The sequence below is a fragment of the Janthinobacterium sp. FW305-129 genome, assembly GCF_020858115.1.
Classification (GTDB): domain Bacteria; phylum Pseudomonadota; class Gammaproteobacteria; order Burkholderiales; family Burkholderiaceae_D; genus Janthinobacterium.
In genome coordinates this window covers 138,315-151,410 of the sequence record NZ_JACYMM010000008.1, presented here as the reverse complement: position 1 = coordinate 151,410, position 13,096 = coordinate 138,315, and the positions used below count along the sequence as shown (strand labels likewise).

Annotated in this window: 12 protein-coding genes; 4 read left to right on the top strand and 8 right to left on the bottom strand. The window is 64.8% G+C overall.

The genetic code is table 11. The features are described from left to right. Positions 1-34: 34 nt before the first annotated feature. Genes IGS61_RS17545 through IGS61_RS17530 form a run of 4 tightly spaced genes read right to left on the bottom strand, consistent with a single transcriptional unit; the run spans position 35 to position 4,830 of the window. A complete protein-coding gene (locus tag IGS61_RS17545) occupies positions 35-1,201 on the bottom strand; it encodes an ABC transporter substrate-binding protein (protein ID WP_230540848.1) in 1,167 nt (388 codons plus the stop codon). A gap of 60 nt (positions 1,202-1,261) precedes the next feature. Beyond that, the gene (locus IGS61_RS17540; protein ID WP_230540847.1) at positions 1,262-2,800 is read right to left on the bottom strand and encodes a class I adenylate-forming enzyme family protein; all 1,539 of its coding nucleotides are present in this window, start codon (positions 2,798-2,800) and stop codon (positions 1,262-1,264) included. An 11-nt stretch (positions 2,801-2,811) separates the two neighbouring features. Continuing rightward, positions 2,812-3,966, bottom strand: a complete 1,155-nt coding sequence (locus tag IGS61_RS17535; protein WP_034782861.1) for an acyl-CoA dehydrogenase family protein — start codon at positions 3,964-3,966, stop codon at positions 2,812-2,814. A 39-nt stretch (positions 3,967-4,005) separates the two neighbouring features. Further along, on the bottom strand, positions 4,006-4,830 hold the full coding sequence (locus IGS61_RS17530) for an IclR family transcriptional regulator (RefSeq protein WP_230540846.1): 825 nt from the start codon (positions 4,828-4,830) through the stop codon (positions 4,006-4,008). Positions 4,831-5,110: 280 nt separating this feature from the next. Here IGS61_RS17530 and IGS61_RS17525 point away from each other — a divergent pair, with 280 nt between their 5' ends. Together IGS61_RS17525 and IGS61_RS17520 are read left to right on the top strand one after the other, a co-directional pair. Beyond that, a complete protein-coding gene (locus IGS61_RS17525) occupies positions 5,111-7,090 on the top strand; it encodes a TonB-dependent receptor plug domain-containing protein (RefSeq protein WP_230540845.1) in 1,980 nt (659 codons plus the stop codon). 27 nt (positions 7,091-7,117) lie between these two features. Further along, a complete protein-coding gene (locus IGS61_RS17520; RefSeq protein ID WP_230540844.1) occupies positions 7,118-7,663 on the top strand; it encodes a molybdopterin-dependent oxidoreductase in 546 nt (181 codons plus the stop codon). 52 nt (positions 7,664-7,715) lie between these two features. On the opposite strand, the gene IGS61_RS17515 is transcribed toward IGS61_RS17520, so the two are convergent. The 3 genes from IGS61_RS17515 to IGS61_RS17505 are packed head-to-tail and all read right to left on the bottom strand — an operon-like array spanning position 7,716 to position 10,577. Further along, positions 7,716-8,645: an alpha/beta hydrolase gene (locus tag IGS61_RS17515; protein WP_230540843.1), complete on the bottom strand. Its 930-nt coding sequence runs from the start codon at positions 8,643-8,645 to the stop codon at positions 7,716-7,718. Continuing rightward, a complete protein-coding gene (locus IGS61_RS17510) occupies positions 8,642-9,502 on the bottom strand; it encodes an alpha/beta fold hydrolase (RefSeq protein ID WP_230540842.1) in 861 nt (286 codons plus the stop codon). Before IGS61_RS17510 ends, IGS61_RS17515 begins: the two co-directional genes overlap by 4 nt. Before the next feature lie 13 nt (positions 9,503-9,515). Further along, positions 9,516-10,577, bottom strand: a complete 1,062-nt coding sequence (locus IGS61_RS17505; protein WP_230540841.1) for a sugar phosphate isomerase/epimerase family protein — start codon at positions 10,575-10,577, stop codon at positions 9,516-9,518. Positions 10,578-10,717: 140 nt separating this feature from the next. On the opposite strand from IGS61_RS17505, the gene IGS61_RS17500 reads away from it, so the two are divergent. After that, the gene (locus tag IGS61_RS17500; protein ID WP_230540840.1) at positions 10,718-11,326 is read left to right on the top strand and encodes a TetR/AcrR family transcriptional regulator; all 609 of its coding nucleotides are present in this window, start codon (positions 10,718-10,720) and stop codon (positions 11,324-11,326) included. 16 nt (positions 11,327-11,342) lie between these two features. Here IGS61_RS17500 and IGS61_RS17495 read toward each other — a convergent pair whose 3' ends face one another. Next, positions 11,343-11,714: a flagellar basal body protein gene (locus tag IGS61_RS17495; RefSeq protein WP_230540839.1), complete on the bottom strand. Its 372-nt coding sequence runs from the start codon at positions 11,712-11,714 to the stop codon at positions 11,343-11,345. A 226-nt stretch (positions 11,715-11,940) separates the two neighbouring features. On the opposite strand from IGS61_RS17495, the gene IGS61_RS17490 reads away from it, so the two are divergent. After that, positions 11,941-13,080 carry a dienelactone hydrolase family protein gene (locus IGS61_RS17490; RefSeq protein ID WP_230540838.1) on the top strand — a complete coding sequence of 380 codons (1,140 nt, stop codon included), beginning with the start codon at positions 11,941-11,943 and terminating at the stop codon, positions 13,078-13,080. The last annotated feature ends 16 nt before the right edge of the window (positions 13,081-13,096 follow it).

Sequence of the window (13,096 nt, the reverse complement as noted above, 5' to 3'; positions counted from 1 at the left end):
CCTGCGGGCGCGCGCGTGTGCAGCGGGAGGCTGCCTACCAGGGCAGGGCAGGGTAGGCCAGCTTGCCCGTCGCGTGTTCCTTCGGCCAGACGATCACCACCTTCTTGTCCTGGTGCTGCGCCATGCGGTGCACGAAGTTCTGGTTGTCGCCGTTGGCGGCGAACTGCACCCGGCCGATCAGCGTTTCGCGGTCCGTCTTGCGCATCTCGTCGGCCACGCCGCCTTTCTTGAGCGTGCCCTTGTCGGCCGCACGCGCGATGGCTTCGAACAGCAGCATCGACTGCACATAGCCGAACTGGCCCAGGTAGTCCGGTTCCTTCTTGTACAGTTGCTTGTAGGCGTCGCTGAAGGCCTTGCCGTCGGCCGTCTTGAATTCGGTCGGGAAGGGCAGCAGGGCCGTGCCGAAGACGTTCGGCATCAGGTCGGGGAAGTCGGACGCCATTTTAGGGGTGGCCAGCGACCACACGCCCACCATGGCCTTGATCTTCGGTTTCAGCACGCGGGCGGCGCGGATGATGCCCACGTAATCGTTTTCGTAGCCGACCATGGCCACCACTTCCGATTTATCCTGCAGCTTGATCTTGTTGATGATGGGCTTGAAGTCGGTAATAGCCGGGTCGAACGAGTGCGTCGTCACCTTCACGCCCTTTGCCGCCAGGGCTTTTTCCACGTCCTTGGCCAGGCCCGTGGTGGCGTCTTTGGTCGAATACACGATGGAGACGGACTTGGCGCCCACGTCGGCTAGCAGTCCCAGCATGGCTTTTTCGTAGCCGGCCGTGTTATTGATGCGGAAAAAATTCTTGCGCCCGCTGGCCACCAGGCTGTCGTCCACGCCGCCCGAGGTGATGTAGACGAGGCCCAGTTTATTCGCCGTGTCCGAGGCGGGCGAGATATTGTTCGAGCCGTAGCCGCCCGTGATGGCCACCACGCCCTGGCTGGCCAGCTTTTCCACGGCGGCGATGGCCTTGGCGGGCGCCGATTCGTCGTCGACGGTGATGATCTTGATGGTGTGCTTGCCGTTGGTCTTGTTGAATACCTCGGCCGCGACCATGATCCCTTCCTGCATGCCGGCGCCGACCCGCGCCAGGTTGCCCGTCAGCGGGATTTCCGCGCCGACCAGGAATTCGTCGGCGCTGGCGTGCGCCATCCAGGCGCTGGCGACCAGCGCTGCCATGGCGATGCGTGTGTAGGTGCGTTTCATCGTGTCTCCTCCGGTGATGTGGCTTGGTTTTATTGTCGGGTCTGGTACTGCATGGTCAACTTATCGTGCATTCTGCGCCATTTGCCGCAGATGCCCCTTTAAAATCTTGCCGGTGGCGGCGGCCGGCAGCGCTTCCATGACGATGATGGCGGACGGGCACTTGTACGGCGACAGGGTCTGCGCCAGCCAGGCCTGCAATTCTGCCACGCTGGCGGGCTGGCGCGGATCCAGCTCCACATAGGCGATGACGTCCTCGTTGCCATCGGCCAGGGTGCGCCCGACCACGGCCGACTGCACCACGGAAGCGTGGGCGTTGAGCGCCGTTTCCACTTCCAGCGGATACACATTGAAGCCGGAGCGGATGATCAATTCCTTGGTGCGGCCCACGATGAACAGGGCGCCGTCGGGGTCCTGGCGCGCCATGTCGCCCGTATTGAGCCAGCCGCCGTCGCGCATGGTGGCCGCCGTCATGGCCGGTTCGCGGTAATAGCCCGCCATGACGTTCGGCCCGCGTATCCATAATTCCCCCGGCTTGCCCGGCGCCACGTCAAGGCCATCGACGCTCACCACGCGCACTTCCACGCCGGGGATCGGCATGCCGACGGAATCGTCCTGGCGCGGCGTTTCCAGGCGCGTCTGGCTGATGGTGGGCGCGCTTTCCGTCATGCCGTAGCCATTGTGCAGCGCGGTGCCCAGCAGCTTTTCCACGTCGCGCTTGAGCGACGGCGCCAGCGGCGAGCCGCCCGCATACGCGAAGCGCAGCCGCGTGGGCAGCGGCGTGTCCGGGCCGCCCAGGGTTTGCAGCAGCTTGGCATACATGGCGGGCACGCCCTGCACGATGGTCAAGCCGTCGTCCTTCAGGGCCGAGAGCAGGCCGTCGACGGAAAAGCGCGGCACCAGATACAAGGCTGCGCCCGCATACAGGGTGCCCAGGGCCACCGAGGCCAGGCCGTACACGTGCGAAATCGGCAGCACGCCGTAGGCGCGGTCGGAGCTGCTCAAGCCGCGCAGGGTGCTGGAAACGGCGGCGATGAACAGCAGGTTGCGGTGCGTGAGCATCACGCCTTTTGACTGCCCCGTCGTGCCCGTCGTGTAGATCAGCGCGGCCACCTGTTCGTTGCCGGGGACCGTGTCTTCCGCGATGGCTGCGTCGTTCAATTCGCCCGCCAGCAGCTCGCCCATGCCGTCGACCGTGGCGCTGGCCGCGCCCAGACGCGCCGCATGCGTGGCCGCTTCCGGCGAGGCGCCGGCCATGAACAGCACGCGCCTCGCCGAACTGTGCGTGGCGATGGTGTCGATCTCGCGCGCCGACAGCCGGGCATTGACGTTGACGATCCACGCGTCGATGCTGGCGGCAGCAAAAATCAGCGCCACCTGCAGCGCGCAGTTCTCGCCCACCACCATCAGGCGGTCGCCGGCGCGCACGTCCAGCCGGCGCAGCAGCTGCGCGGCGCTGTCCACACTGTGCTGCAGCTGAGCGTAGGTCCAGCTGCGCCCACCTTCGTGCAGCGCGGGCGCGTCCGGCGCGCGCGCGGCCCAGTGGGCGGGAATGGCCGACAGGCGCGCCGGCAAGTGGGCCAGCAGGGCGGGAATGTCCATCGCGGCCTCCTTCACTTTTGCGCTGCCTTGATCATGTTGCGGGCGATGACGATCTGCTGGATCTGCGTCGTGCCTTCGTAGATGCGGAACAGGCGCACGTCGCGGTAGAAGCGCTCGGCCGCATATTCGCTGATGTAGCCGGCGCCGCCGTGGATCTGCACGGAGCGGTCGGCGACTCTGCCGCACATTTCGGAGGCGAACAGTTTGCAGCACGACGCTTCCGTCGAAATGTCTTCCTTGTTATCGCGCCGGCGCGCCGCGTCCAGCACCATGCTGCGCGCGGCATAAATCTCCGCCTTGCTGTCGGCCAGCATGGCCTGGATCAACTGGAACTCGGCGATGGGCTGGCCGAACTGCTGGCGCTCCATCGCGTAGGCGAGGGCGTCGGCCAGCATGCGCTCGGCGGCGCCCACGCAGACGGCGGCGATGTGCAGCCGGCCCTTGTCGAGCACCTTCATGGCTGTTTTAAAGCCCACGCCTTCCTTGCCGCCGATGATGTTCGCGGCCGGAACGCGGCAATTCTCGAAGATGACGTCGCAGGTATGCGCGCCTTGCTGGCCCATTTTTTTATCGATTTTTCCCAGCGAGAGGCCGGGCGTATCTTTTTCCACGATGAAGGCGGAGATGGCCGAGGCGCCGCGCTTGACGGGGTCCGTGCGGGCCATGACGGTAAAGATGCTCGCCTCGGGCGCGTTGGTGATATAGCGCTTGCTGCCGTTGAGGATATAAAAGTCGCCATCGCGCACGGCCGTCGTGCGCAGCGAGGCCGCATCCGACCCCGATCCCGCTTCCGTCAAGGCGAACGAGCCGATGATCTCGCCGGCCGCCAGCTTGGGCAGATAGTATTGTTTTTGCGCTTCCGTGCCGTCGATCACGATGCCTTGCGAGCCGATGCCGTTGTTCGTGCCGATCAGCGAGCGGAAGGCGGGCGAGGTGCGGGCGATCTCAAAGGCCACGCGTACTTCCTCTTCCATGCTCAGTTCCAGGCCGCCGTAGGCTTCCGGGATGGACAGGCCGAACAGGCCCAGTTCGCGCATCTGCGCCACGATGGCGGGCGGGATCGTGTCCGTTTCGGCCACCAGCGCCTCGTTCGGCACCAGTACTTCGCGCACGAAACGGGCGATGCTGTCGAGCAGGATGTTCAGGGTTTCTTCGTCGCGTATCATCGGGATCCTCAGTACTGTAATTAAGAGGGGGCGCGCAGTCTAACCGCGACCCAGGTTTTTTTCCACTGTCTTGACCAGGGCGACCAGGCGCGGACCCAGGTCACCTTCGAGTTTTTCGCGCGACAGCAGGAAGGCGGGGCCGCCGCAATTGAAGGCCATCACCTGTTCGCCGTCGGCTCCCAGCATCGGCACACCCACCGCGTGCACGTCGTTCTGCCATTCGCCGGCCGAGATGCAAAAGCCCCGATCCTGGTAATCCTTGAAGCCTTGCTCGATGCCGGCCTTGATGCGCGGCCAGCGTTCCGTCTCGTGCACGCGCGCATGGTCCATCAGGTAGTCGCGCTCGGCCTGCGGCAGGATGCACAGCAGGGCCTTGCCCATGGCCGTCGTCATCAGGGGAATGCGCGAACCGACGTCGAGGCGCAGGGTGACGTTGGCGCTGCTGCGGCACGTTTCCACGTACACCATGCTGAGGCGGTCGCGCGTGCCCAGCGAGACGGAGGCTTGCGCATGTTCGGCCAGTTCTTCCATCAGCGGGCGCGCCATCTTGCGCACGTCGAGGTTCGACAGCATGCGGTAGCCGAGGGCCAGCACGCCGGCGCCCAGCTGGTACTTGCCCAGGCTGTCCGAATAATTCAGGTAACCGAGTTTTGTGAGGGTATAGGTGAGGCGTGAAATCGTCGGTTTCGGGATGCCCGTGCGCTTGGCCATGTCCGCATTCGACAGATAGACTTCGCCGGGGCGAAAGCACCGGAGCACTTCCAGTCCGCGCGCCAGCGCGTTGACGAACTGGCGGTCCTTGCCTTCCTCGTCATCGCTGAAGACGATGATTTCCGGATCCGCTGAGGCCTGAACATTTGTCATATTTGCATTCATTTTCGAACTCCCTGGAAATCAGTTTGCCTAGCCAAATTGGACGTGTCAATCGTTTTGTGAAACATTCGTTCGCACAGCGAAATGCTGCAGTGCATGAAAAAAGCGTGAGAAATTGACTTGCGCGAGGCCTTTTGGCCTTGCCGCTTGAGCATCGCTATATACATCTGTATATTGCGCCGCTGGATGACGGCCGCCGCATGCGTGGCCGCTTTTTTTGTATTTTTTTGTATATCGCTATATAAGCTGATATATAACGGAAGAGAACAACATGACGATGGTGAAACAGGTAATGGCAGGCGCCGTACTGCTGGCGCTGGCGCAGCAGGCTGCTGGCAAGGAAGATGTGGATGCGGCGGCGCCGTTCGTGCTGGGCACGGTGACGGTGATCGGCCAGCGCGAACAGGCAGGCCAGATGGAACAGCAGGTGGGCACGCAAGTGAGCCGCGCCGAGATGCGCCGCTTTAACCGCGATAACGTGGGCGATGCCTTGAATTTGCTGTCTGGCGTGTCGCTGTCGACCAATTCGCGCAATGAGAAAACCGTCGCCATCCGCGGCTTCGATGCGCGCCAGGTGCCCCTGTACATCGACGGCATTCCCGTCTACGTGCCGTATGACGGCTACGTCGATTTCAACCGCTTTACGACGGCCGACCTGGCCGCCATCCAGGTGGCCAAGGGTTTCAGTTCCGTCGCGTATGGCGCCAATACCCTGGGCGGCGCCATCAACCTGGTGTCGCGCAAACCGACGGCGCGCCTTGAGGGAGACACGTCCGTCGGTTTCGGTTCGGGCAGCGAGCGCCAGGTGTCGGCCAACGTGGGCACGAACCAGGGCCTGTGGTATCTGCAGGCGGGCTTGTCCTACATCGACAGCGATGGTTTCCCCATGTCGTCGGATTTCCGCCCCACGGCTACGGAAGACGGCGGTACGCGCAACAACGCGTATCGCAAGGACCACAAGCTGTCGTTCAAGGTCGGCTACACGCCCGTGGGCGGCGACGAGTATGCACTGAGCTACTACAAGCAGCATGGCGAAAAGGGCCAGCCGCCATCGACGAATCCCGCCGGCGCGCGCTACTGGCAGTGGCCATACTGGAACAAGGAAAGCGTGTATTTCGTCTCGCAGACGCGCCTGGGCGAAGCCGAGCGCCTGAAACTGCGCCTGTACCACGACAGCTACGACAATGAAATCACCTCGTTCAGCAATGGCAGCTACAGCACCATCAAGACCAGCGGCCAGGGCAGCGTCAGCGGCGGGCGCAGCATCTACAACGACCGCACGAATGGCGGCGCGGTGGAGCTCGAATCGTTCCGCCTGGCCGCGCACAGCCTGCGCTTCGTGGCCAGCTACAAGGCCGACGAACACCAGGAACGCGATGGCAAGGGCGTGCGCACCACCTGGTACAAGGATGCGCTGTGGACCCTGGGCGCGGAAGACAGCATCGCCCTGAACGCCGCGACGGAACTGTCGCTGGGCGTGTCGCGCAATGCGCTGCGCCCGGACACGGTGTATAGCGCCGGCAATGCCTACACCTTGCCGGACAATCAATCGGCCACCGACCTGCAGGCGGGATTGTTCCACAAGACCGGTCTTGAATCGCGCGTGTACGCCACGCTGGCGCGCAAGTCGCGCCTGCCGACCCTGAAGGACCGCTACTCGCAGCGCCTGGGCACGTACATCGAAAACCCGGCCTTGCGCGCCGAGCAGGCGATGAATTACGAGCTGGGCTATCAGGGTAGCGTGCAGGGCACCAGCCTGGAAGCGGCGCTGTTCTACAGCGACGTGAAGGACAAGATCCAGAGCGTGGCGAATGTGGCCGGCGTGCGCGCGCAGATGCAGAACGCGGGCCGGGCGCACATCAGCGGCGTGGAACTGGGCTTGCGCGGCCGCGCCGGCGCCTGGCTCGATTTCGGCGGCAATTACACCTATACGGAGATGAAGAACGTCAGCGACCGCGCCATCCGCCTGACGGACGTGCCGCGCCACAAGCTGACGGCCCACGCCGTGCTGCACGCGGCGCGCCAGGTCGACGTGGTGGCCATCGCGGAAGCGAACAGCGGGCGCTGGGTCTCGAACACCCTGGAACTGGGCGGTTTTACGACGCTGAACCTGAAGGCCGTGTACCGGCCCTTGCCGGCCTTGAGCCTGGAAGCGGGCGTGAGCAACCTGGGCGACCGCAATTACGCGCTGGCCGACGGTTTCCCCAGCGCGGGCCGCACGTGGCTGGCCAATGCGCAGTACCAGTTCTGATTTGTCACTGTCATGAAAGGACACAGCATGTTGAAGAAAATATTGGCTGGCTTTACCTCGGCGGCGTTGCTGGCCGCGGCGCCCGCGTGGTCTGCCGCTCCCGCTCCCGCGCCTGCGCGCGACAATATGAGCCATGCGCTCGCCGTGACGGGCATGGTGGAAACGCCGTTGACCCTGAAGGTGGCCGACCTGCGCCAGCTGCCGCCGGCCAACGGCGGGGAAATCGCCGTCACGCGCCATAATGGCGACAAGGCCGAAACCATCACCAGCTACAAGGGCGTGCGCCTGCGCGACATCCTCGACAAGGCGGTGCTCGATGCGCCCGGCCACAATGACGTCAAGAAGCTCGCCATCATCGCCACGGCCACGGATGGCTACGCGGTGGTGTTTTCCTGGGGCGAGCTGTATAACGCGCCGGCCGGCGAGGGCGTGATCGTCTACTACGAAAAAAACGGCAAGGCGCTCGACGACAACGATGGCGAGATCGCCCTCATTTCGGCAAAGGACATCCGCACGGGCCCGCGCCACGTGAAGTGGCTGAACGGCATCGAAGTGCGCAAGCTGGTGGAATGATGCGCAACTGATGGAAAAAACGCGCCGTGGAGCCATCCCCGGCGCGTTTTTTTTATGCCGCCAGCGCTTGCCGCATGGCCTTGCCCGCCACATCGAACAGGCCGCGCGCCGCTGGCGTCAAGCCCAGCATGTGCATCGACGCATGGATCATGCCGTCGAGCTGCACGCATTGCGCCGCCACGCCGTCGTCGCGCAAATACCGCGCATACGCCACGCCCTCGTCATGCAGCGGGTCGTATTCGCACACCAGCACCGTGGCCGGCGGCAAGTCCTTCAACGAGGCCGCCCGCAGGGGCGCCGCGTAAGGCTGCGCGCTGTCGGACGGCTCGTTCAGGTACGCCGACCAGCAAAAACGCATCGCTTCCCGCGTCAGCGAATGGCCTTCCGCATAGCGCTGGTACGAAGCCGTGTCGAAGGCAAAATCGAGCGCCGGGTACAGCAGCAGCTGGTGCGCCAGCGCGGGTCCCGCCTGGTCGCGCGCCATCAGGGCGGCGGCCGCCGCCAGGTTGCCGCCCGCGCTGTCGCCGCCCACGGCCAGCCGTTTCGCATCGATGCCCAGCGCCGCCGCATGTTCGGCGACCCAGCACAAGGCCCGGTAAAAGTCGTTCAGCGGCACGGGGAACTTGTGCTCGGGCGCCAGCCGGTAGTCGACGGAAAAGATCACGCAGCCGGTGGCGTTGGCCAGCGCGCGGCACGGATTGTCGTACAGGTCCAGCGAACACAGGCACCATCCGCCGCCATGCGCAAAGACGATGGCGGGCAGGGGCTGGCCCGTCTCCGCGCCGGCCGGCACGTAGGCGCGCACGGTCAGCGCATGCTCGCCCGGCAGCACGTAATCCTTGATCGAGGTGACATCTTCCAGGGAACCATGCAGCTGGCGCAAGCCCGTTTCCGTGGCCGCGCGCAGGTCTGCCAGCGAGGCGGGCGGCGGCGCATCCCTGCTCTGTTCCAGCCAGGCGGCGATCAGCGGATCCAGGTTCATGCCGCGTCTCCCGCCAGGAAGGGCAGCAGGTGGGCGATGAATGCTTCCGGCTGTTCTTCCATGATGAAGTGGCCGCATTCGGCGACGATGGCGCCTTTTAGATTGCCCGCTTTGCCCTGCATGGTCAGCAGGGGAGCGTCATTCGTCGCATGGTCGGCGCCGATGGCCAGCACGGGCATGGCCAGGCTGCGTTTTGCCCGTTCCAGATTTTGACGGATGGTTTCCGGAATGGCGCGGTAGTAGGCGAAGCCGGCGCGCAGGGCGCCTGGCGTGGCATACGCGTCCGCATACACGTCGACGGCCACCTTGTCGCGGCGGTACGACCAGCGGTCCAGGATGAAGCGGATGTATTCGCGCTCCTTGCCCGCCGTGAGCATTTCCGGCAAGTCCAGCACCTGGTTGAACATGAAGTGCCACAGGAAGATGTTGTCGGACGGCGCGACGAAAATCGGCGGCGCGGGCGCCAGGCCGGGAATCACGGCTTCCGTCAGCGCCAGTTTCGTCACGGCTTGCGGGAAATCGCTGGCCAGCGCATATCCGACCCACATGCCGATGTCGTGGCCGACGACGTCGTACTGCGCATGGCCCAGGGCCAGCATGGCGCGGTGCAGGGTGGCGGCAACGGCGCCCGTGTCGTAGCCGCCGGCCGGACGTTCCGAGTGTCCGCTGCCGGGCGGATCGATGGCGATGGCCTGGTAGCCGCTGGCGGCCAGCGCCGCCATCACGTGGCGCCACGCATACCAGGTTTGCGGCCAGCCGGGAATCAAGAGCACGGGTTTGCCGGTGCCGGGACCAGCGATCACGCAATGCAGGCGCTGGCCGTCGATGCGGACGTAGTCATGGGTAAATTCGTTCATGGTGTTTCCTTGTTCAGTTGTGCTGGATACCCAGCAATTGATGGATCTGTTGTTCACTGACGGGGGCGCCGGCGAAGTCGTCGAAGATCTTGTCGGTCACGGGAATGATGTGGGCGTTGATGAAGGCCACGCCTTCACGCGCGCCCACCTCCTGGTCCTTCAGGCAGCATTCCCATTCCAGCGTGGCCCAGCCCGCGTAGTCGTTCTGCGCCATCTTCGAGAAGATCGCCTTGAAATCGACCTGGCCGTCGCCCAGCGAGCGGAAACGCCCGGCGCGGTTTTCCCACGACTGGTAGCCGCCGTAGATGCCTTGCCGTCCCGTCGGATTGAATTCCGCATCCTTCACATGGAACATGCGGATGTGGTCCTTGTAGATATCGATGAATTCCAGGTAGTTCAGCTGCTGCAGCACGAAGTGGCTGGGGTCGAACAGCATCTTGCAGCGCGGGTGGCGGCCTACGCGCTCGTAAAACATCTCGAAGCTGATGCCGTCATGCAGGTCTTCGCTCGGGTGGATTTCGTAGCACAGGTTGATGCCTTGTTCCTCGCACACGTCGAGGATGGGCAGCCAGCGGCGCGCCAGTTCGTCGAAGGCCGCCTCGATCAGGCCGGGCGGGCGCTGCGGGAACGGGAACAGGTAGGGCCAGGCGAATGAGCCGGAGAACGTGCCCATGTCGGTCAGGCCCAGGCGTTTCGAGGCCATGGCCGCCAGTTTCACTTGCTCGATGGCCCACTCGGTGCGCGCAGCCGGCTGGCCGTGCAGGTGTGCCGGCGCAAAGCTGTCGCACAGCGCGTCGTAGGCCGGGTGCACGGCGACCAGCTGGCCGAGGATGTGCGTCGTCAGTTCGCTGATGACGAGGCCATGGCTGGCCAGCATGGCAACCAGGTCGTCGCAGTATTGCTGGCTGTGCGCCGCTTGCGCCACGTCGAACAGGCGCGCATCCCAGGCGGGAATCTGCAGGGCCTTGAAGCCCATGCCCGCCGCCCATTCGGCGATGGCGGGCAGGGTGTTGAAGGGCGCCGTGTCGGCGGCGAATTGTGCCAGGTGCAGGCTTGGTCCTTGGATGGTTTTCATATCGGCTCCTATTGTTTGTCGATCGACAAAGAATAGGCGAAATTGTTGGCGCGGTCAAGCCCGTGATGCAAAATAAATGGCGAACGCGCCGCGGGCGCCAGGCGTTATACTGGCCGCCAGTTCGTAAGCAGAGGATCAAAATGGCAGGAAGACCGAGGGAATTCGACCGCGCGCTGGCGCTGGCAAAAGCGCGCGACGCGTTCTGGACGCGCGGCTATGAAGGCGTATCGATGGCCGACCTGGTGGCGGCGCTGGGCATCGCCTCGGCGCGCATCTACGCGGCGTTCGGCTCGAAGGAGCAGCTGTTCCGCGAAGCCGTGGAGCTGTATGAAACGGGAGAAGGCGCGTTTGCCGTGCATGCGCTGGCGGCCAGCCTGAACGTGCGCGACGCGGTGGCGCGCATGCTGGAAGAGGCCGTGCTGCTGTACACGCGCAGCGGCCAGCCGCAAGGCTGCATGGTGGTGACGGCCGCCACGAATACGAGCGCGGACAACGCGGGCATCGCCGACTGGCTGGCGCAGCACCGCCGCGCGCGCACGCAAGCCGTCATCGAGCGCCTGCGCGCGGCGCAACTGGCAGGGGAATTAAAAGAGGATGCGGACGTGCAGGCGCTGGGCGACTACTATGCGGCCTTGCTGCACGGCCTGTCGGTGCAGGCGCGTGACGGCATTCCCGCCGAACGGCTGCTGGCGCTGATCACGCCGGCAATGGCGCCCTTGGCGCTGGAAATGAACAAGCAGACTATCTAAGCGCTAGTGACTGTGCTTAAGTCTTGACGTCGATCAGGCTGCCCAGGGCCTGGTCGGCCGCCTTGACGACGTTTGCCGACAGGTTGAAGCCGGCCTTGTAGACGAGGTTATCGGTCAGTTCGGAGGCCAGGCCGACGCCGTTCGGCCGGCTTTCGGCCGCCTTGGCCGCGGTCGCATTGGCGCCGCTGACGCTTTCCGTGGCGGCCAGCTTGCGCCCTTCCACGGAGAGGGTAACGCCCGTGCCGGCCGGGCTGGCTTCCTGGAACCCGGCTTGCTGCGGCTGGAAGCCCGGCGTATTCGCATTGGCGATATTGTTGGCGGCCACGTCCAGCGCGCGCTGGTTGGCGGTCAGCCCCGAGGTACCGGTGGTGAGGGCGGATATGGACATGGCAGCTCCTTCAGAATGTATCCAGTTTACTCCTTCCGGCGGGAAAAGTGGCTGATGGTGGTTGGTGTAGGGCAACAATTTTTTCCGCAGGTAGTTGCCGTAAAAAATATGTGCGTCACGTAATTTTTTTATATTGTTCTGTGCTACTTCACTGTCTAGACTGGCAGGGAAGTCATTCACGGAGTCCGTCATTTTCCACCTGCTTCGCCCCATTTCGCTGGTTTTTTTGCTCTGCCTGCCTTGCCTGCCCCTGAAAGCCGAGCTTGCCTACGCGCAACTACCGCTCGACGCGCGCCTGAACGAGCAGGTGCTGATGGTGCCGGCTGGCGACGGCTTGCGCGAAGCGCTGGAAACGACGGTATTCCGGCCCGCCGGCCCCGGCCCGTTTCCCCTGCTGCTGATGAATCACGGCAAGCAGCCCGGCCCGGCCCGGCTGCAGCAGCGCGAGCGCTTCATCTATATGGCGACCGAGTTCGTGCGCCGCGGCTACGCCGTGATGCTGCCCATGCGCGCCGGCTTTGCGCGCTCCACGGGCGCCTACCGCGATTTCGGCTGCGACATGCTGGGCAACGCCCAGGGCCAGGCGCGCGACATGCTCGCCGCGCTGGCATATGCGCGCCGCCAGAGCTGGGTCGACCCGCAGCGCATCGTCGTCGCGGGGCAGTCGTATGGCGGCATGGCGGCGCTGGCGCTGGCCACCCGGGTGCTGCCCGGCGTGCGCGGCGTGCTCAATTTTTCCGGTGGCCTGCGCGTCGACATGCCCGGCTGCGACTGGCAAGGGGCGCTGGCCAAGACTTTCGCCACCCTGGGCGCCTACAACCACATTCCCAGCCTGTGGCTGTATGGCGCGAACGACGCGTATTTTTCGCCGGCGCTGGCGCGGCGGCTGTTCAATTCCTTTACCGGTTCCGGCGGCCGGGCGCAACTGCTGGCCTATGGCCCGTTCAAGCGCGACGCCCACCTGACCCTTGGCAGCCGCGATGGCGTGGCCGTGTGGCTGCCCGCCACCGAGCGCTTCCTGCAGAGAATCGGCATGCCGGTGCGCCAGGTCTATCGCGTGGCCGATGCGCCGCCGCCGCCCGCCACACATTTCGCGCCGCAGGACGATATCGCCGCCGTGCCGTACCTGGAAGAGCAGGGCCGCGCCGCCTATCGCGTCTTCCTGGAGAAAACCGCGCCGCGCGCCTTTGCCCTGTCGGCCAGCGGCGCCTGGGGCTGGGCGGAAGAGGGCGAAAGCCCCGATGTGCGTGCGCTCGCTTCGTGCCAGCGCCGCAGCAGCCTGCCATGCCAGCTGTATTCGGTCGATGAAAGCGTTGTTTGGCCGGTCGCCGGCGCCAGTGCGGGCGCCGCCGGCGGCGCGCAATAGGCTGCCGCGCACGATA

Bases quoted from the DNA above. Each gene is read 5' to 3' on its own strand.
- IGS61_RS17515 (WP_230540843.1), bottom strand. From the start codon at position 8,645: ATGAACCTGGATCCGCTGATCGCCGCCTGGCTGGAACAGAGCAGGGAT.
- IGS61_RS17545 (WP_230540848.1), bottom strand. From the start codon at position 1,201: ATGAAACGCACCTACACACGCATCGCCATGGCAGCGCTGGTCGCCAGC.
- IGS61_RS17500 (WP_230540840.1), top strand. From the start codon at position 10,718: ATGGCAGGAAGACCGAGGGAATTCGACCGCGCGCTGGCGCTGGCAAAA.
- IGS61_RS17530 (WP_230540846.1), bottom strand. From the start codon at position 4,830: ATGACAAATGTTCAGGCCTCAGCGGATCCGGAAATCATCGTCTTCAGC.
- IGS61_RS17505 (WP_230540841.1), bottom strand. From the start codon at position 10,577: ATGAAAACCATCCAAGGACCAAGCCTGCACCTGGCACAATTCGCCGCC.
- IGS61_RS17540 (WP_230540847.1), bottom strand. From the start codon at position 2,800: ATGGACATTCCCGCCCTGCTGGCCCACTTGCCGGCGCGCCTGTCGGCC.
- IGS61_RS17510 (WP_230540842.1), bottom strand. From the start codon at position 9,502: ATGAACGAATTTACCCATGACTACGTCCGCATCGACGGCCAGCGCCTG.
- IGS61_RS17495 (WP_230540839.1), bottom strand. From the start codon at position 11,714: ATGTCCATATCCGCCCTCACCACCGGTACCTCGGGGCTGACCGCCAAC.
- IGS61_RS17535 (WP_034782861.1), bottom strand. From the start codon at position 3,966: ATGATACGCGACGAAGAAACCCTGAACATCCTGCTCGACAGCATCGCC.
- IGS61_RS17520 (WP_230540844.1), top strand. From the start codon at position 7,118: ATGTTGAAGAAAATATTGGCTGGCTTTACCTCGGCGGCGTTGCTGGCC.
- IGS61_RS17525 (WP_230540845.1), top strand. From the start codon at position 5,111: ATGACGATGGTGAAACAGGTAATGGCAGGCGCCGTACTGCTGGCGCTG.